General features: G+C 70.7%; 11 protein-coding genes. 2 read left to right on the top strand and 9 right to left on the bottom strand.

The features are described 5' to 3' along the window. Nucleotides 1–1,741: 1,741 nt before the first annotated feature. From JIAGA_RS28295 to JIAGA_RS0107815, 6 genes are all read right to left on the bottom strand, one after another. Nucleotides 1,742–4,693: a golvesin C-terminal-like domain-containing protein gene (locus tag JIAGA_RS28295; RefSeq protein WP_169738832.1), complete on the bottom strand. Its 2,952-nt coding sequence runs from the start codon at nt 4,691–4,693 to the stop codon at nt 1,742–1,744. A gap of 94 nt (nt 4,694–4,787) precedes the next feature. After that, complete coding sequence (locus JIAGA_RS32905) at nt 4,788–7,382, bottom strand: golvesin C-terminal-like domain-containing protein (protein ID WP_169738831.1); 2,595 nt, start codon at nt 7,380–7,382, stop codon at nt 4,788–4,790. 59 nt (nt 7,383–7,441) lie between these two features. Next, the gene (locus tag JIAGA_RS28285) at nt 7,442–10,711 is read right to left on the bottom strand and encodes a YyaL domain-containing protein (protein ID WP_051425848.1); all 3,270 of its coding nucleotides are present in this window, start codon (nt 10,709–10,711) and stop codon (nt 7,442–7,444) included. 125 nt (nt 10,712–10,836) lie between these two features. After that, nucleotides 10,837–12,108, bottom strand: a complete 1,272-nt coding sequence (locus JIAGA_RS0107825; protein WP_051426613.1) for an extracellular solute-binding protein — start codon at nt 12,106–12,108, stop codon at nt 10,837–10,839. A 70-nt stretch (nt 12,109–12,178) separates the two neighbouring features. After that, the gene (locus JIAGA_RS0107820; protein ID WP_026875233.1) at nt 12,179–13,105 is read right to left on the bottom strand and encodes a carbohydrate ABC transporter permease; all 927 of its coding nucleotides are present in this window, start codon (nt 13,103–13,105) and stop codon (nt 12,179–12,181) included. Then, a complete protein-coding gene (locus tag JIAGA_RS0107815; RefSeq protein ID WP_211239565.1) occupies nt 13,102–13,986 on the bottom strand; it encodes a carbohydrate ABC transporter permease in 885 nt (294 codons plus the stop codon). The genes JIAGA_RS0107820 and JIAGA_RS0107815 overlap by 4 nt, the downstream gene beginning before the upstream one ends. A 231-nt stretch (nt 13,987–14,217) precedes the next feature. Here JIAGA_RS0107815 and JIAGA_RS0107810 point away from each other — a divergent pair, with 231 nt between their 5' ends. Then, a complete protein-coding gene (locus JIAGA_RS0107810) occupies nt 14,218–15,015 on the top strand; it encodes an IclR family transcriptional regulator (protein WP_026875231.1) in 798 nt (265 codons plus the stop codon). Nucleotides 15,016–15,268: 253 nt separating this feature from the next. After that, nucleotides 15,269–16,327, top strand: coding sequence for a 3-deoxy-7-phosphoheptulonate synthase (locus JIAGA_RS0107805; protein WP_026875230.1), 1,059 nt, complete (start codon nt 15,269–15,271; stop codon nt 16,325–16,327). On the opposite strand, the gene JIAGA_RS28280 is transcribed toward JIAGA_RS0107805, so the two are convergent. From JIAGA_RS28280 to JIAGA_RS0107790, 3 genes are read right to left on the bottom strand one after another with little or no spacing between them, the layout of a single operon-like run. Then, nucleotides 16,289–17,050: an SDR family NAD(P)-dependent oxidoreductase gene (locus JIAGA_RS28280; protein ID WP_157552855.1), complete on the bottom strand. Its 762-nt coding sequence runs from the start codon at nt 17,048–17,050 to the stop codon at nt 16,289–16,291. The genes JIAGA_RS0107805 and JIAGA_RS28280 overlap by 39 nt on opposite strands. 4 nt (nt 17,051–17,054) lie before the next feature. Next, nucleotides 17,055–17,984: a dihydrodipicolinate synthase family protein gene (locus JIAGA_RS0107795; RefSeq protein WP_026875229.1), complete on the bottom strand. Its 930-nt coding sequence runs from the start codon at nt 17,982–17,984 to the stop codon at nt 17,055–17,057. Further along, the gene (locus tag JIAGA_RS0107790; protein ID WP_026875228.1) at nt 17,981–19,150 is read right to left on the bottom strand and encodes a mandelate racemase/muconate lactonizing enzyme family protein; all 1,170 of its coding nucleotides are present in this window, start codon (nt 19,148–19,150) and stop codon (nt 17,981–17,983) included. Before JIAGA_RS0107790 ends, JIAGA_RS0107795 begins: the two co-directional genes overlap by 4 nt. Nucleotides 19,151–19,236: the final 86 nt, after the last annotated feature.

The following is a 19,236-nucleotide window of genomic DNA, read 5'->3' as shown; positions in this document are numbered from 1 at the left end:
GCGTTGAACTGCGCGTTGCGCATGAAGTAGTCCATGTACGCCGGGTCGGTCAGCGACGGCCCGGGCGTGCCTCCCACGTAGTCCGGGTAGAGGTTGCCGGCGCCGCTGGCCGCCATGTTCAGCAGGTTCACCGGCATCCGGTCGGGGTCCTCGTGGTACACGCCCCCGGTGCCGTAGATGGTGTCGTTGATCCGGATGATGTCGCCGGGTACGGAGTAGGCGGCATTGCGGACCATGAGCAGGTCGCCGGCGCCGGCCAGCGCCGTCTGCACCGGGTTCCAGTTGCCGTCGCGGTGGAGGTCCGGCGCGTAGAGCATGGTGTCCTCCTTCCATCCGTCGACGCCCCAGGCGCGCATCTTGTCGACGTACCACTCCACGGCCGCGGGGTCGGAGCCGTCCAGCACGTAGCTCGCGCCGCTCGGGAACTGCGCCCGAGTGACGACGGCGGGGGTTCCGTCGGCGTCCTCGAGGAAGTGACCCGCCGCCACGGCCTCCTCCATGAACGGCCCGTCGTGGACCGGGTTGTGGTTGCCGCCGTCGGCGGGCAGCGCCTTGAAGTTGTTGCGCGCGCCCAGCAGCAGGTCCAGCTCGTTGTCGGCGAACAGCGACTTCAGCCGGTCCGGGTCGGGATAACGCGGATTCGGCAGCCCCGGCTGGGAGTCCTCGCGGCCCGGCTCCTCGGTGTCGTCCCACATGCCGAAGCTGTTCGTGGTGCCCTCGGCCGGGCGGCCTCGCGGACCGGGCCAGAACCCGGAGCCGACGACGCCCCACCCCAGCGGGTAGCCGTGGTCGAGGAAGCCTTGCACGGTCTCCTCGACCGAGGTCTGGTAGGTGTTCCACGCCAGCGCGCCGTACGCCTCCCAGCCCAGTTCGAACAGGTCCGGCCGCGGCTCCACGTCGACGTAGCCGTGCGCCTCGCGGGCCTTCTTGTAGTCGGCGTAGACGCGCTTGATGTCGCCGGCGAGGAAGTAGTGCACCGCGTCCAGCCGGTCGGCGATACCAGCCACTCCAAGCCGGTTCTCGGTCTCGGTCAGCGCGACCCGCTTCTGCCCGTCGTCGAACAGGACCTGGGCCACACCCTGCTGCGGGAACACCATGAACGTGCTGATGAACCGCTTGCACGAGCCCTGGTTGGTGACGTTGTCCAGCACGATGCCGGTCAGCTCGAGGGTGGGCCGGGCCTCCACGTTGCCACTGCACGGAGTGCCTTCGTCGGGCTGCCCGTCCGCGTGCGCGCCGTAGTCGCCCAGCCCGTAGGCGGGACCGGCCGGTGCTGTGCGCAGGTCGACGGTGGCCGGCGCGGCGGCGAGCTCGTCCACGGTGATCCGCACCGTGGTCGGCGACGGGTGCACGTGCACCCGTACCGCCGAACCGTCTGCCAGCTCCACGTCGAGGACGGCGGTGGCGGCGTTCGGGTTGCTGACCAGGTCGGTGTCGACGGCGTCGGCGAACGCGCCGGCTCCGTCCGGTTGCACGCGCAGCCCGGACTCCGAGTGCGGCGGCAGGGTCGGCCGGCCGGTGGCGTCGGCGAAGCCGTACCGGAACCCGTCCTTGACGATCGTCATCGTGTAGGTGTCGCCGCGGACGATGACGGTGTCGGCGGTCTCGCTGACCCCGGGCCGGCCGGCCGCGGCAGCTGCCGCCGAGGGCGTCACGCCGGCGGGGAGAGCCGCACCGGTGGCCACCATCGTTCCGGCGACGAGACCGGCCAGTCCCGTCAGTGGTCGTGTTCGCGTCATCGTCATCCACGTCCCTCATCGGATCGGGCGGCGGCAGCCACCACCGCTTGGCTCTCGGTTCGGCTCAGCAACCCGGCGGCCCGCCAGGTCACCGTCGTCTCGCGGACCATCCGGACGAACGCGCCGTGGTCGGCGAACGGCTCGGCCGTGGCCACCACGTCGAGGAACGTGCACCCGTCGCCGCGGTCGCGGTCCGGGACGCCGGAGTCCTCGGAGCCGAAGGCGATGTTCTCGCCCGGCGTGTGCCCGGCCGGGCAGGCGTCGTCGGCCACCCGGTAGTCGTGGCCGGGCACGATCGGGAAGGTGACGGCACCGGTCGTGTCGTCGATCTCGAACGGCACCTCGGCGCCGGTGGTGGTGTCGAGTACCCGCACGGCGTCCCAGCCGGTGTTGTCCGCCGTGATGGTGGACGTCGTGTCTGCGTCGGCGGCGGTGAACGTGTAGCTCGCGCCGGGCGAGGCCACCGGGTAGACCTCGGCGACGACGTCGTCACCGCGCTGGCTGGTCAGGATGCCGATGCCGCCGACGAACGCGGGGACCTTCCCGAACGGCTGCGGGTGGTTGTCGAGAGTGACCGGGCCGGTGAACCGCTCCCCGGTCTCCAGGTCCATCCACTCCCCGGCCGGAAGATAGACGTCCCGCGACTGCGCCGTCGTCACGTCGGACCCGAACAGCGGGTACACCAGCAACGACGGGCCCAGCATCCACTGGTACCGCTTGGCCTGGTACGACACCAGGTCATAGGTGGCGGGGTCGTCCGGGTACGCGATCGGCAGCGGCGTCGCCGTCCCCGGGTAGCCGGTCCGCCAGCTCTGCGCCGCCGCGCTGTAGATGTACGGCAGGTAGGTGTCGTGCCACTGCGCGGCCTTCAGCGTCGCGTCGCGCAGCTGCGGGTCGGAGATGCGCCACGGCTCGTTGCCGAACGACATGGACGGCGACATCGCCGCGAACATCGCGTTCCTGGCGAGGAACACCTGCTTGGACCGGTTGGTCTCCAGATCCGGCATGGGCCGGCCACCGACGATGTCCGGGTAGAAGTTCGGTTGCCCGCTGGCCGGGTACGCCAGGCTGTTCACCACGGTGCGGTCGCGGTCGGAGGCGGCGTGGTTGTAGTCGGTGTCGTTGATGCGCAGGATCGACCCGCCGACCGAGAACGCCGAGTTGCGCACCATGACGAGGTCACCGCGCTCGGCGAACTCCTCGTTGACCGCGTTGACCAGAGCGCTGTCGTAGAACGCGTTGTCGCCGCCGTCGAACATGTGGTCTTCCTTGTAACCGTCGGCGCCCCACACGGCCATGTTGTCGGCGAACCAGTCGACGGCCTCCGGGTTGTCCGGGTCGACGAGGTAGATGTTGGAGTACGGGAAGTTCGGGGTGGTGAAGACCTTCGCCGCCCCGGACTCGTCGGTGATGAAGTAGCCCTTCTCCAGGCCCTCCACCGTCCACGGCCCGTCCAGCGCGGGGTCGTACGTCCCGCCGTCCTCCGGCAGGGCCTTGAAGCTCTGCCGCAACCCGAGGATCAGATCGATGTCGTGGCCGGCGAAGAACTCCTTGTACGCGTCCGGGTCCGGGTACTTCTCACCCCACATGCCGAAGCTGGAAGTCGTCCCCTGATTGCCGTCGTCGCCGTAGGGCCAGAACCCGGAACCGGTGACGGCCCACCGCAGCGGGTAGCCCTCGGCGAGGTACCGGGTCACCGACTCGGTGATGGTCCGCTGGTTGGTGTTGTAGGACAGCGCGCCGTACGACTCGTAGCCGACGCCGAAGAAGTCGTAGTCCGGCTCGGAGTCGACGTAGCCGGCGTCGGCCCGCGCGTCCCGGTAGGCCGCGTACACCGTCGGCATGTCGCCGAAGAAGTAATGCAGGTCAGGCATCGACCCGGCGTGCACACCCAGCGCCGTCGCGTCCGCGTCCACCTGGGCGCTCATCCGGTCGCGGGAGAAGACCACCTGGCCCAGGCCGCGGTCGGGGAAGACGGTGAACGTGCTGACGAAGCGGTAGAGCGGCCCGCCGTTCTGTGCGTACATCTGGTCGAAGTCCGAGCCGTAGACGTTGAGGTTGCGCGAGCGCGCGCCGCCGTCGTCTCCCAGCCCGTAGGCCGGGTTCATGCCGCCTGCGGTGCGCGCGACGATGCGCCCGACGGCGTCCGCGCCGGGACCCGTGGGCCGTACTGCCAACCCGAGGTCGTCGGTTCCGGGCCGCACCGTGACCTCGGCGGGCGTGCCGTCGGCGAACACCACTGCCAGCGTCACCGCGTCGTCGTCGGCGGCCGTCACCTCCGTGGTGACCGCGCCGCACGGGCCCGACCCGGCGGGACCGGCCAGCAGGCCGGACTCCGGGTGCGCGGCCGCCACCTGCTCGTCGCCGCGGGACAGCGCGTACCGGAACCCGGCCCGCTCGATCCGCATCGACCACGCGTCGGTCTCGATGCCGACCTGCTCGGCGGTCTCGGTGAGCCGGTAGCCGTCGAACTCCCGTTCCGCGGGCTCGGCCGGGCCGGTCGCCTCCGGCTGGAGCACGCATCGCGGCAGGGCCAGCCGGATCGCGTCGGTGCGGGTGATCGCTCCGGCCGTGACCGCGGTGACGGTGATCCGCACCTCCTGGCCGGCGGTGCCGGTCACCGTTCCGACCGGGCGCCACGAACCGCCGCCCACCGACTGGTCGTAGACGACCGGCTCGTCCTGGCCGGTCCAGGTGTACGTCATGACCTTGTCGTTCTCGACCGACGCGGTGTACCAGACGTCGATCGCGAACTCGCCCGACGCCGGCAGTTCGAGCGCCCACGACGCGGTCGCGTCGGCCTCGCGGGTGAACCGGGTGCGCCCGCCCTGGTAGCCGGGGTCGCGCGCCTCCGCCCATGTGCCGGTCTCGGTGTAACTCGGGTGCGTGGTGGTCGCGACCACCTCGGGCACATCGGCGGCCGCGGCCGTCGAATCCATGGAGGTGCCGGACACGCCCGCCAAACCAAGCGCCAGAGCCCCCGCAGCGACGGACGCGAGCATCCGGTGCTTTCGGCTCCGTGCGGTTCTCGTGTCCGTTCTCGCGGTGTCATTCAGCATCTTCGTTACCTTTGGGCTCTCGTCGGTCGGACCACTGCGGTTGGAAGCGCACCGCGTTGGCGCGGTGGTGACCAGCGGCGACGGAGGTCAGCGTCACCGAGCCGGTGCTGCCCTCGTCGAACTCCCACTCCCCCAGTAGATGCCAGGTGTTCGCGGTCCGCTGTTGATCGACCACCAGGTGCGCGGTGCCACCGGCGTGCCGCACCGTGAACTGCGCTTCGGTGGTGTTCGTCGGGGCGGCGGGGTACCAGGCGTAGACCTGATATCTCCCCGCCTGTGAAAGCTCGGGGGTCCAGGTCGCGCTCGCGCCGGTGCCGCCCTGGGTGTAGCGGGTGGTGCTACCGGCATGGCCTACGAGGCCGCTTGCAGCCCACGGACCATCCTCGGTGTAGTACGGTGCGCCGTCCCCGCTGTAGACGATGCCGTCACGCACCGGCAGGGCCAGCGTCGCCTCCACGTCGTGCGCGGGCGCTCTGGCCACGATCTGGAACGTCTCCGCCGCCGCGCCCGTCGCGGAGGTCACCGTGACCGGCATCGACGTGCTCTCGTTCGGCGCCAGGCCGAAGGAACCCTCGGCGGGCTCGATCGTCCACCCGTCGGGCGCCTGGAACTCGACCGTGCCGCTCACCGGTTCGCCGGATCGGTTGGTCAGCGTCATCTCGACGTCGGTGGAGTCGCCGGCGAACAGCAGGTGCGGCGGGTTCGCCGACAGCGACATGTCCAGGGCTGGCGCGTCATCGCGAGAGTAGACCTCGACCTCGTAGATGCGGGCCAGGTGATTGACGTGCTGCAGGTTCAGCGCACGCAACCGCAACTCGCCGGTGAAGGCCAGGTCGTCCACCCGGACGACCGCGGGATTCGCGTCGTTCCCGCTGACCCGTGCGGCCTCACGCCACTCGCCGGCCACGAGCAGGTCAATGGCGAAGTCTTCCAAGAAGTCGGTCGTGCCGCCCCGGTACCCGCTGTATACATGGACCTCGTCGACCTGGATTGGCTCCTCGAAGGCCATCGTCAGCGTTGGTTCAGGGTCGCTGCGAGTCGACATCCACCGGCTGTAATCGGCCCAGCTGTTCCCGTCGACGGCGCATTCGCCGCCGCTGGTCTCGTTCAGCGCGGAGCTGACCGACACCGGCGCGCCGAACGCCCAGTTCTTCCGCCCGGTGGCAGCGTCTGTTCCGCTGTTGGTGGACTCGATCCGGACCTGGTCGGCGCTGACGGGCTCCGCCGGAGCCGTGGACGGGGTCCGGCTCAGCGTCGCGACGTACAGGGCAGGATCCTGAGTGGGGTTCTCCAGACGCGGTGCGGCCAGATACAGCACGTCGGTGCCGTCGACCCTGGTCGTCGCCGCCAGCCGCTCGGTCCCCGGCGCACCGCCCAACAACCGAGGCTGCCAGTCCGCCGACCGGTCGTCGGAACTGACCGTGACGTGCTTCTCGGCCACGAATACCGTGCCACGGGTAGTTTGCTCAGGTTCGCACGACGGGTGCTTGATGTAGTAGATGCGCGCTGTGGCGCGATGGTGGGTCACCTCGATGGCCGGATAGCTGTTGAAGCGGCCGGCGTCGACGGTCTCCCGAACCCACTGCTGTCCGTCCCAGGCCGCCCAGCGCACCTCGAAGGCCGCCTCGCCCGGCGGCTGATACCGGTAGGCGATTCCGGCCAGGTTGGGCGTGTGGTTGACCAAGGCGAGCCGCGCGCTCTGCACGACTCCGCCCTGCGGCTCGTAACGGATCACCTCGTCAGCAGGACTCACCGGGACGTCGACGTCGCGTCCGTCGATGCCGACGAACCGGTCCTCCGCCGGCCGGTAGACCAGATACGACCCGTAGTAGCGCAGGTTGCTGGTACTGCCCCGCGCCCATTCCCACAGGATGTGCACGTGGCCTCGGTCGTCGACCTCGAGATCGTCGGGATAGGGGACGTAACCGGTCTCGACGTGGCCGGGCGTGAACACGGCCTCTCGCTGCCACGTGCGCTCCTCGACGCTCCACCGGTAGAGCCGACCGGTGTGCCCGACTCCCGGCATGTTCACCCGCGCCATCAGGTAGACGTCACCGCCCCTGGGGGCGGTGGCCGTCACCGGGTACGTCACGCCGCCTTCCTGGTCAGGCAGGTCTGCGGCGTGATCGACGATCGTCGTCACGGAACCCGGCTCCTCGGAGCGGAAGTAGCGCCAGCCGTCGTTGTGCATTGACACGAACGCATGGAGGTACCCGTCACCGTCGATGGCCAGCGACGGTTGGTTGTGGCCGATGTCGTCGCGGTACTCGGCACACGCTCCACCGGAGGTCTGCAGGCAGCCGGTGGTCCACTCCCCTGATGGATCCTGCCGGGCCACGTGCACCTGATGCAGGTTCTCGCTGGCCGCCGGGGCATTGAAGATGACGTAGGTACTTCCGTCATACTCGGCCAGCGGGTGCCACCAGCCGGCCTGGTTCGATGTGTCCATCGAGTACGGCACCGGCTCGATGTCCAGCTCGGGTGCGGCCGGCTCGGCGGCGGCCTGTGCCAGTGTCCCTGCCAGCAACAGCGAGGTGCTGAGCCCCATTACCACCTTACGGATGGAGCGACGTGTTCGCGTCATCGTGATCTCCATCAGTTGAGGTGAACCGGGGGTAATCGCAGCACGGATCCGGCGCATCATCAGGCCTCCCACTGCACGTCGTCGTAGATCTCGACCTCGAAGATGCGCGCCACGTCGAGCTGGTCGCTGGAGCGATCCGTGACGATCAGACGCACCGTGTCGGTCGGGACGGCGTCGAGCCGGAGGTCGCGCCGCAACGATGCGTTGCCGGTGACCGACCCGGCGTCGACCCAGGTGCCGTCGGCGGCCAGGACCTGCACCGCCCAGCCCCCGACGATCTGCGCGTCCAGGGTCCCGGTGTAGAGCCGCAGGAGCTTCGGCGTCGTGACGGCGGCCAGCGAGAACGTCGCCGTCGGCTGCGCGTCGCCCACGGCGGACAGCCACCGGCTGGCGTTCGAGGTCCGGTTGCCGTCCACCAGGTTGGCGCCCACGTACTGCGGCGCGTAGGTCGAGCTGACCTCCACCGGCCGCCCCAGCGCGATGTTGGGCCCGAGCCGCGGGATCAGCCACTCCTCCGGCTCGGAGTACCCGACGGTGTCCTCCACCTCGGCGGCCACCCGGACCTCGATCCTGGCCGGAGCCGTGACCCCCCGCAGGTCCACGGTGGCCGTCAGCGTGTAGCCCTCCTGCCGCGGCGTCGGCGTCCAAGCGCCACCGTTGACCCGCCACTCGGCCCAGGTGCCGACGGTCGCCCAGTAGGCCCAGTCCACCCGCAGCGACGTCTCCGAACCGTTCACTCTGAACGAGCGCAGCAGCGGTCCACCGGGGTCGGGCGTCAGCGTGGTCTCGATGGCCAGCACGGTCGCGCCGTCACCGGTCAGCCGCAGCGTCCAGGTGTCGTCGTCGCCGCCGGTCTCGGCCGATCCGGCCAGTACCTCGGTGGCACCCCAGCTCACCCGCTGGCCGGCTACCAGGCCTCGCGGCTCGAGCCGGAGCGTCGCCGTGCGCGCCTCCGGCGACTCGTTGAGCGCGACGACGAACAGCCGGCTGCCGTCGGCGGAACGCGCCGTCAGCCAGTCCACCTCCGGGTCGTCCACGGTCACCAGCGGCCGTGGCATCCACAGCTCGGCGTCATGGCCGAAGATCGTGCCCGGCGCGAAACCGTACGGGCGGTGCGAGCCGACCTTGGCGGTACAGAACCCGGCCGGGAAGGAGATCTCGCCGCCGGTGCGCAGGTGCGCCTCGGCCAGCAGATAGTCCACGAGCCACCCCATGTGCCACCAGCCGTGCCACGGGTACACGGCCGAACCGCCGTTCCCGGCCCGCCAGTAGTACGACGGGATGCCGCTGCGCTCACCGACCCACTCGTCCCGGCCGCGCGCCGCGATCCGCGCCAGGTCCAGGAAGATCCGCCGGCCGGTGAGCTCGTGGAACCGGACGAACGCGCCGGCGTGGCTGGCGAGCGTGATCGGGCCGAAGCCGTTGACGCTGCCGTGGAAGCCGGCATGCTCGAACGGCAGCCCGACCTGGCTGAGCTGCCAGTCCTCGACCGGGCCGCCGTTGAACGTCTTCGGCTGGTCCGTGGCGATCGGGTGGTCGTACAGGTGCAGCGTGTAGAACTCCGCGCAGGCCACGGCCGCGTCGAGGTACGTCTGCTCGCCGGTGATCTCGTGCAGGTCCAGCAGCGCCTGCGCGGCGAAGATCACCTGGAAGTCGCGTAGCAGGCCGATGTCGTCGCAGACGCCGATGAAGTCGCCGGTACGCACGGCCCGCTCGATGAACCAGTCCGCACCGCGCCGGGCCGCGGCCAGGTACCGCTCGTCGCCGAGGATCCGGTAGGCCGGCAGGAAGCCGTACCAGGTGGCGCGCAGGTCCGGCAGCTCCGGGAACTTCGTCGTCGCCGGGTCAGCCCGCAGGTAGCCGATGTCGAAGCTGCCGTCGTCGTGCTGCCACTGCAGCAGCCGCTCCGCGCCCAGCCGGAGGCGCTCGCGGATCTCGGCGTCGTCGGGGTCGAACAGCGCGACGTTGCCACCGTCGGCCAGCGTGTAGAACGTCGTCATCATCGGCGACACGTAGTCCGGGCCGTACGTGCTCTCGCGGTTCGCCCAGACGATCTCGCTGATCCACTGCCCGTCGCGAAAGTACTCACCCAGCGCGGCACCCTGGAACGGGCCTTCGGCCGTCTGCTGCTGGCCGAGCTTGAAGTTGCGGGCGTACGGCAGCCGCTCGTTGACGAACACCGGGTCGCCGGTCAGCCGCGTCATCATCCACATGGCCCCGACGTCGGAGAGCTTGCCGCTCTCGGCACCGAGGGTCCGGCCGTCGTAGGTCCAGGTGTGCCACCGGGAGTCCGGCGTGACCAGGAAGTCCTGGATCCGGTTGATCCGGTTCGAGAGCGAGTCGACGTTGCGGGCCAGCTTCAGGTGGTCCGCCAGCCGGTACACGTCGGCCGTGATGTGCTCGGTCACGTCCTGCCAGGGGCCTCGGGTCAGGACGTAGCGGAAGGTGACGCTGACCGATTGCCCGGCCTCCAGCCAGGAGCCACGCTGGCCCAGGACCGGCGAGAACGCCGTCGGGCTCAGTGCACCGCCCAGGTCTCGGGGCGACAGGCCCACATGCCAGGCCGCCTGGTCGTTGACGTCGGCCGGCCACGGATCGCGCGCCAGCTCCGGTTCGGCCGCGACCGCGATGGTGGCGCGGTCGGCCGCGCTCTCCACCACTGAGACCAGGCTGGTGGCGCTGCGCTCCTCCGCCAGCAGCGGGACGGCCGGGACACCGATGTTGAAGCGCCGGCTCAGTTCGGCGTCGGTCGCGGCCACCGAGGAGGTCCAGTAGCCGGGCACGACCGCCCAGCCGAGGTCGGCCTCCTCCACCGAGGCCAGCGTGGGACTGGGCAGGCTGTACCAGGCGGCTCGTGACGGCGTCCAGGTCAGCGTCACCACGAGGTCGTGGGGGGCCGACGGGTCCAGGCGCCAGTCAGCCACCAGGTCCCCGCTGGGATGAACGCAACCGAACCGGACCGTGTCGCCCTCAGCGGCCGCGCTGCGGGCGCGCAGTTCGAGATACCGGCCGACCTGGGCTCGCCGCACCGCTTCGCGGTCCGGCGCCGCCCGCTCCGCGTACGACAACACCCCGTAACCGCCGGCTGGAGTGAACACCGTCCGCCAGCCGGCACGGTCGCGCACCCGTACCGACCCCGTGACCCAACCGCCGGCGTCGCGCACCCATTCCAGGCGGACCCGTTCGCCCTTGAGAGCCACCCGCCGGCCGTCGGCGGCCGCCACCGCCGGCAGGGCGACACCGGCGGCTCCGGTCCCGGCCGCGGCCGCCGCTGCAGCGGCGAGGGTGAGGAAGCGTCTGCGGGGCAGCGGGGCAAGGTGTGGCGTCATGGCGTCTCCTCGATGCGTCGTCGGATGAGGGTCAGGTCTCGATGCACGACAAGCCGCGCGGGCGACGAGCGCCCGCCCGGTACAGCACCCCGCTACGCCCTCCGCGCCTCCGGGAGGGTGGCGGATCAGATGAGCGCCTGCACCGCCTCGCCCGCGGCGGTCATGGCGTCGGCCGGCGACGCGCTGCCGACCATGACGGCCTGCACCTGCTCGGCGACGGCGGACTCCATCTGGGCGTACTGCGGGTACTGCCAGAACGGGTTCACCGTCGCGGTGGCCGTCACCCGCTCACTGAACGCAGTGGTGAACGCATCGCCGGTGACGGCGTCGGAGTCCAGGGCGCCCTGCGTGGTCGGCGGCAGGCCGAGCTGTTCGAAGAAGTCGATGGTGGTGGCTTCGTCCGAGGTCAGCCACTGGGCGAACTCCGCCGCCGTACCGGCGCCGTCGCCGTCGATCACCACGACGGCGTGTCCCCAGAACAGCGCCCGCGGGTCGTCGCCGGACTGCAGGACCGGCCGTGAGATCGGGTCCAGCTTGCTGGCGAAGTCCGGGTCGGGCGACTCCGACACCACCGCGCTCTTGCCGACGATGGCGTCGTCGTAGATGGCGGCCCGGCCCTGGCTGAACAGTGCGCGGGCATCGAAGCGGTCGACGTCGGGCGCGATCAGGCCGTCGTCGTAGAGCTTCTTGTACCAGGTGACGGCCTCCACGCTGGCGTCGTCGCCGATGGTGACCTGGCCGTTCTCGATCAGCGGGCTGCCGAACGTCTGCATCCAGATGAGGATGTCCTTGAGCTGCGCGACCTTCGTCGACGCGGCGTACGGGATGATGTCGTCGCCGAGGCCCTTGAGCTCGCGCAGCGCCGCCTCGAAGTCCTCGATGCTGGTGGGCGCCGCGGTGATGCCGGCCTGCTGCATCAGCTCGGTGTTGGTGACCAGGCCGATCGCGCCGATGGTCCACGGCAGGCCGTACTGCGTGCCGTCGAACTGGCCGGCCTGGAGCGCGGCGTCGGTGTAGCCGCGGCCGTCGGCGAACGAGCTGAGGTCGGTGAGCTTGCCCAGCGCCGAGAGCGCACCGAGCCACGCGACGTCGATCTGCGCCGCACCGGCGAACTGGCCGCCGCGCACCTGCAGCATGAGCTGGTTGAGGTACTCGTTGTACGGATAGGTGACCGGCGAGATCGCGATGCCGGCGTCACCTTCGAACGTGCTGATCAAGCCCTCGATGACGGGCTTGGGCGCGTCCTCGCTGAGCGACCAGGAGGCGAACCCGAAGTCCTGCGCCTCGCCGCCGCTGGTGGGCGCGCCGGAGGAGCCGCTGCTGGTGTCGCTGTCGTTCGCCGACGGCGCGCAGGCGGCCATGCCGCCGAGGCCGACCGCGCCCGCGCCCAAGCCCATCAGCTGGAGCAGGCGGCGGCGGGAGTAGGTGGTGCTCACGTGGACCTCCGAAGACAGAAGGGCTCGGACGTCAGCCCTTGACGGCGCCGGCGGTGAGGCCGCCGACGAGGTAGCGCTGCAGGATGATGAAGCCGATGACGACGGGCAGCGAGACCACAAGGGACGCCGCCATGAGCTGCGGCCAGGCCGTCTGGGCCTCGCCGACGAACGTGTTCACCAGGCCGGGCGGCAGTGTCTGCTTGTCCGGGCCGGCCAGGGTCAAGGCGAAGATGAAGTCGTTCCAGCCGCGCACGAACGCGAACAGTCCCGCGGCCACCAGCCCGGGTGCGGACAACGGCAGCACGATCGAGTGGATGATGCGCATCCTGGACGCGCCGTCGACCCGGGCGGCCTCGACCAGCTCGTCGGCAATGGTGTCGAAGAACCCCTTGAGCATCCACACGCACAGCGGGAGCGTGAACGTCGTGAAGGAGAGGATCAGCGCGGCATAGGTGTTCAGCAGACCGTACGCGCTGAACACCGCGTACAGGGTCACCAGGAGCAGCGCTTGCGGGAACATCTGCGACGAGAGCACGAGGTACATCAGCGAGCGGCGCCCGCGGTAGCGGAACTTCGAGAACGAGTACCCCATGTACGCCGAGACGAGGACGCTGAGCACCGCCGTCACCACGGACACCACGACGCTGTTGACCAGGTAGCGGAACAGGGCCGGATCGTCGGCCAGGGCCGCGTAGTGGTCGAAGGTGATGTCGAGCGGGATGAACGACGGCGGGTAACTGAACACGCGGTCCTGCGGGCTCAGCGACGTGACGAGCAGCCAGTACACCGGGGCCAGCGCGAACCCGCCGAACACGATGACGGCTACCCATGCGGAGATGCGCGGGCCGCGCCGGTCGCGGGACGAGCGCCGGCGCCACCGGGGCTGCGCGGGTGCCGGACCGGCGAGCTCGGTGTCCGGCGGTGCGGAGGTCGCGGACGTGGGCGTCGCGGTGCTCACCGCTGCTCACCCCTCTCGGAGAAGCGGACGTAGACGACGACCAGCACGAGCAGGATGAGCATCCACAGCAGCCCCAGCGCGCCCGCCCGCCCGAGATCGAAGCCGCGGAAGGCGATCTCGTACACCGATGTGGCGAACGTCTGCGTCGAACCGGCCGGGCCGCCGCCGGTGAGGACGTAGATGATGTCGAAGTGCTGGAAGTTCCAGATGAACTCCAGCAGGAGCACCAGGCCGATGATGCCCTTGAGGTGCGGCAGGGTGATGGAGGCGAACCGCCGGACGGTGCCGGCGCCGTCCACCTCGGCCGCCTCGTGCAATTCCGGCGGCACCGTCTGCAGCCCGGCCAGCAGCATCACCATCATCCAGGGGAAGCTGGCCCACGTCTTGGCGATGATGACCGCCGCCATGGCCGTGCCCGGTTCGGCCAGCCAGGCCTGCGGCGCATCGATGATCCCGAGGGATTCGAGCACACCGTTCGCGACGCCGTAGTTCGCGTTGAAGATCCACATCCAGAGGAACGACACGACGACGCCCGGTACCAGCCAGGGCACCAGGAAGAGGCCGCGGAAGACCCGCTGCCCGCGCAGGCCGGTGTTCAGGGCCAGCGCCAGGCCGAAGCCGATGACGAACGGCAGCAGCGTGCTGCCGACCGTGAACACCAGGGTCTGCCGGAGGATGCGCCAGAAGTCGTTCTCCAGCACGGCGCGCAGGTTCTCCAGCCCGACGAACTCCCGCCCGGGCACCACGAGGCTCTGCTCGAAGAACGCGGTGACGAGCGCGGCCACCAACGGGTAGAGCACCACGGCCACGAGCAGGGCGAAGCCGGGCAGGGTGAGCGCGACGGCGAACGCGCCGTCGCCGAGCCGGCGCGGGCCTCTCACCGGCTCATGGGTTGTGCTGTGCGTGACTGTCACCGTGCCTCCATGCACTGAATGGAGGTTGCATTCAGTATGTGAGTAGGTTACGCATATGTTGCCATGTGTCAAGCAATGACGCAGGCCGCTCGACGACCACGAGCGCCAGAGTCGCACAGAGTCGCGCGATCAACGACCATGCAATCCATAATGTGGATACGTGTTCTGTGATCAGCGCGATGGGTGGGAGAGTGAACCATGCCTCGAGTCCCAGCTCGTGAGTCCGCCGGTGGCACCCAGAGCGTCGAACGCGCGCTGTCGTTGCTGTCGGCGTTCACCGAGGAGCATCCCGAACTGCGCACGTCCGAACTGGTGGCCGCCACCGGCCTGGGACAGTCCACGGTGTCGCGGCTGGTCGGTGCGCTGGTCAACCTCGGTTTCCTCAGCCACGACACCCGCAGCGGCCTGTACGGCGTGGGGCCGCGGGTCGTCACGCTGGCCGGCATCGGGCTCAATCAGTCACCGGTGCACCAGCAGTCGCGGCAGCTCGCGCAGAACCTGGCCGCCTCCCTGGGCCTCGGCGTCAACGTCGCCGAACGCCACGGCACCAGCCTCTTCTACCTGTGCCACTTCGAAGGTCCCAACGCACCGCGGCCGGCCACCCTGATCGGCCGCGGCGGCCCGTTGTACGCGACGGCGCTGGGCAAGGCGCTGCTCTGCGAGCTGCCGCCGGACGAGATCGGCGATCTGCTGGGCACCGAGTACGCCCGGTACACCCCGCACACGATCGCCGATCTCGATGCCCTGCTGGAGGCGCTGGCCGAGGTGCGCCGGCGCGGCTACGCCACCGAACTGGAGGAGCTGGCGTTCGGGCGCACCTGCCTGGCCGCGCCCGTCCGCGGCCGGTCCGGGCAGATCGTCGCCGCGCTGTCGGTGTCGGGACCCCTGTCGGCCATGAACGCCGCCCGGCAGAGCGAGTTGAGCATGACGGTCATCGAGCACGCCGACCAGATCTCGTCCAACCTCGGCTACCACGCCGCGCTGACCTACTCGTGATCACCGGCTGTCCACCCCCGCCATGACGCGGCCGATCGCCGACGTTCATCAAACGGGGTATAGTCGTCGCCGTGGTCATGGTCCGTCGATCGAGCTATTTTGCGCCGGCTCCGGGTGGAGTCGCGCGCTGATCGACCGACCCACCCGGAGCCAGCAGGGCAGAGACGCACCGTCTCTGCCCTTCGTCATGAGACGGGCCGGCTCGGGTTGACCGCACGGGCGTCCCGCTCACTCAGCAAAGGAGACGCCGCACATGTCCCAGCCCCACTCCCCCACCGGTGACCTTCGCATCACCGGGTTCCAGCCGCTGCTGTCGCCCGCCCAGATGCTCGCGGAACTGCCGATGGACGAGGAGCACGCCGCGCTGGTCCGCTCCAGCCGCGCCGAGGTCCGCCGCATCATGGCCGGCGACGACGACCGCCTGCTGGTCGTGGTCGGTCCGTGCTCGGTGCACGACCCGGCCGCGGCACTGGAGTACGCCCGGAGGTTGAAGCCGGTGGCCGACGCCCTGCGCGACGACCTGTGCGTCGTCATGCGGGTGTACTTCGAGAAGCCGCGCACGACGGTCGGCTGGAAGGGCCTCATCAACGACCCCGGCCTGGACGGCACCTTCGACGTGCCGCGCGGCCTGCGGATCGCCCGCCAGCTGCTGTTCGACGTGCTGAGCGTCGGGCTGCCGGCCGGTTGCGAGTTCCTGGAGCCGATCAGCCCGCAATACATCGCCGACACCGTCTCGTGGGGCGCCATCGGCGCGCGCACCCCGGAGAGCCAGGTACACCGCCAGCTGGCATCCGGTCTGTCCATGCCGGTCGGGTTCAAGAACGCCACCAGCGGCGACGTCCAGGCTGCCATCGACGGCTGCACCGCGGCCGGCCACGGGCATGTCTTCTTCGGCGTCGACCACGACGGCCGGGCCGCAGCGGTCAGCACCGCCGGCAACCCCGACTGCCACGTCATCCTGCGCGGCGGCAGCGCCGGCCCGAACTACGGGCCCGACGACGTCCGCGACGCGCTCGCCCTGCTGCAGAAGGCCCAGCGTCCGGGCCGCCTGGTCATCGACGCCAGCCACGGCAACAGCGGCAAGGACCACGAGCGGCAGGCCGTCGTGACCGGTGAGATCGCCGCCCAGGTAGCCGCCGGACAACACGGCATCGCCGGTGTGATGCTGGAGGGCTTCCTGGTCGCCGGCCGCCAGGACCTCGGCGGCGACGCCCTCGTCTACGGCCAGAGCGTCACGGACGCCTGCATGAGCTGGGACACCACCGAGGGCCTACTAGCCGACCTCGCGGCCGCCGTGCGCGCCCGCCGCTGACTCGTCGTCGAGGCGGGCCCGCAGGTCGGCTCGGGCGAACGCTGCCGGCGAGGCGATGGACAGCCCGCCGTCGACCGGCAGCACCACACCGGTGATGGCCGACGCCTCCGCGCCGGCCAGGAACGCGACCGCCGCGGCTACCTCGGACGGCTCGATGGTGCGCCGGATCGGGTAGCCGGCGGCCGCGTCCGGCACGCCCGAGAACGTCACCATGCCGGGTGCGACGGCGTTGACCCGGACGCCGCGCCCGGCGTAGTCGAGCGCGAGCTGCCGGACCAGGGCGTCGACGCCGCCCTTCGCCGCGGCGTAGGCGGGCACCCAGGGCGCGGCCAGGAACGCGTTCACCGACGACACCGCGACGATCGCGCCGCCGTCGCCGGCCATCAGATGCGGCAACGCGGCGCGAGCGGTGAAGAAGAAGGTGTCCAGACCACCGGCCTGGGCGCGCCGCCACTGCTCGTCGCTGGTGTGGTGCGCGGGCGCCACCGGCATCACGGCAGCCGCCGGAACCAGCACGTCCAGCCCGTCGAGCACGTTAACGGCGTCCTCGACGGCGTCGGCCGCGGCCGCCGGAACCGAGCAGTCCGCCGTCAGGTCCGCGGCCAGCACCGGGCTGCCGGCCGGCTCCAGCGAAATGCCCACCACCCGGCCGCCGTCGGCGGCGAACCGCTCGGCGATGGCGATGCCGATCGGTGTGGACGCGCCGACGATGGCCACCTTCACGTCGTCACCTCGCGGTCCGCCGGTCACCCGGCGCGAGACCCAGATCGTCCAGGACGTCGTCGAGCAGCGCCCGGCCACCGGCGTCCAGCGGCTTGGCCGGCAGCCGCACCGTCGCGTGGTCGATGATGCCGCGGTGCACCAGGATCTCCTTGTGCACCGCCCAGGCGATCCCCTGCTGCAAGCCGTGCACGATCAGCGGCAACAGCCGGCTGAATGCCGCCCGAGCCTCCCCCCGCCGGCCGGCATTCCAGGACTCCAGGACCGGCGCCAGCAGGTCGGGGAACTCGCAGGCCGGCATGGTGCCGATGGAGCCGCGCGCGTACTCGTCGAGCACGAACTGCGCGTTCTGCCCGCCGAGCACCGCGAAGTCGCCCTCATCGCCGACGGCGTCCACGACCGCGCCGACCTTGGGCACTGTCGGCGGCGACTCCACCTTGACCGACGTGACACCGTCCAGCTTGCTCAGCTCGACGATGAGCGACGGCGACATCGCGATGCCGGTGGCGCCGGGCGCGTCCTGCACCATCACCTCGACGCCGGCGCCGTGCGCGAACTCGCCGAGCTGTCCGTAGAACTCCACCAGCTGGTCCGGGCTCGGTTTGACCATGAACGGCGGCAGCACCATGAGTGCCCGGGCACCACCGTCGGCAGCTTCGGCGGCCTGTTCCAGCGCGGTGGCCGTGGAGGTGCCGTTCACTCCCGCCACGACGGGGACACTCGCCGCGACCACGGCGACGACGTCGCCCAGGATCAGCCGGCGCTCCGCGGCGGTCAGCGCGAACCCCTCGCTGGCCATGCCGAACACGGCCACGCCGTCGACGCCGCTGGACAGCTGGAAGTCCACCAGCCGGCGCAGGCCGGGGCGGTCCAGCGACCCGTCGGGGCCGAACGGCGTGGCGAGGATGGGCACGAGGCCATGGACGGTGTGGCTCATACGGTTCCTGACTCCTCGGCGAGCTTGCGGACGGCTTCCTCGTCGACGTCGACCCCGAGCCCCGGCCCGGCGGGAAGCTCTACGGCACCGGGGTGCACCGCCAGCGGCTGCTGGAGAATGCGCTGACCGACATCCACGGACGTGGGCTGGTACTCGAACGCCGCCAGGTTCTCCACGGCGGCACTGACCTGCAGGCCCGCGGCCAACGCGACTGCCAGTCCGGTGGAGTGGTGCGGCGCGACCGGGACGTGCCGGGCGGCCGCGAGTTCGGCGACGACCATCGCCTCGGTGATCCCGGTGCGGGCGACGTCGGGCTGGGCCAACAGCAGCGCCCTCGCGTCCAGCCAGTGGCCGAACTCGTACCGGTTGCGCAACGCCTCGCCCACGGCCACCGGCAGCCGGGCGTGGCGGACCAGCTCGGCGTGGCCGGCGACGTCCTCCGGGGCCAGCGGCGCTTCGAGGAACCAGCCGCCCCGTGCGGCCAGCCCGTCGGCCAGTCGCAGCGCCGCGGACACGTCGTACACCCAGTGCGCGTCGAGAGCGATCCGCAGCTCCGGCGCGGCGGCCCGGATGGCGTCGACCGTGGCCAGATCGGCCTCGACCCCGTGACCGAGGTGCAGCTTGACCGCGGTGGCGCCGCGCCCGGCCCACTCCGCGGCCAACGCCGCGCGCTCGTCGTCGGTGGTGCGCGGCAGGCCGGAGACGTAGACGGGGACCCGGCCGCGGAATGCTCCGCCCAGCAGCTCGGAGACCGGGCGACCGGCGAGCCGACCGGCGAGGTCCCACAGTGCGATGTCGACGGCGGCCAGCGCGTCGGCCTGGTGCCCGACCAGGTGCCCGCGCTCGCGCATGAGGTCACGCAGTGCCGACCACGCCGGCCGCGGCCGGCGGGCATCCATGCCCCGCAGCACCGGCCGGAGCAACCGGTCGACGATGGCGGCCGGCACCTCCGGCGCAACCGGCGCCAGCGCCTCGCCCCAGCCACTGGTGCCGTCCTCGGCCGTGACCTTGACGAGCAGCGTCTCGAAGCGGGCCGAGTAGAGGCTGCGCCAGGGCTCGCGCACGGTGTACTCCGGCCCGATCGCGGCACCGTCGCGCAGCGCGCCGAGATACGCCTCGTCGGCGGAGAGCTTGAGGACGAAGGTCTCGACATCACGAATCAGCATTGCGCATCCGAACCGGAATTCGGGTCATTCAACATATGCGTAACTCTCCCACATCATGCACACAATCATCAACATGATGAGGGCTG

The sequence above is a fragment of the Jiangella gansuensis DSM 44835 genome (genome assembly GCF_000515395.1).
Taxonomy (GTDB): domain Bacteria; phylum Actinomycetota; class Actinomycetes; order Jiangellales; family Jiangellaceae; genus Jiangella; species Jiangella gansuensis.
Note: the sequence above shows the minus strand (reverse complement) of the source record. Positions and strands in the feature narration are given on the sequence as shown.

Bases quoted from the DNA above. Each gene is read 5' to 3' on its own strand.
- JIAGA_RS0107805 (WP_026875230.1), top strand. From the start codon at position 15,269: ATGTCCCAGCCCCACTCCCCCACCGGTGACCTTCGCATCACCGGGTTC.
- JIAGA_RS0107810 (WP_026875231.1), top strand. From the start codon at position 14,218: ATGCCTCGAGTCCCAGCTCGTGAGTCCGCCGGTGGCACCCAGAGCGTC.
- JIAGA_RS0107790 (WP_026875228.1), bottom strand. From the start codon at position 19,150: ATGCTGATTCGTGATGTCGAGACCTTCGTCCTCAAGCTCTCCGCCGAC.
- JIAGA_RS0107795 (WP_026875229.1), bottom strand. From the start codon at position 17,984: ATGAGCCACACCGTCCATGGCCTCGTGCCCATCCTCGCCACGCCGTTC.
- JIAGA_RS0107825 (WP_051426613.1), bottom strand. From the start codon at position 12,108: ATGGGCTTGGGCGCGGGCGCGGTCGGCCTCGGCGGCATGGCCGCCTGC.
- JIAGA_RS32905 (WP_169738831.1), bottom strand. From the start codon at position 7,382: ATGACGCGAACACGTCGCTCCATCCGTAAGGTGGTAATGGGGCTCAGC.
- JIAGA_RS28285 (WP_051425848.1), bottom strand. From the start codon at position 10,711: ATGACGCCACACCTTGCCCCGCTGCCCCGCAGACGCTTCCTCACCCTC.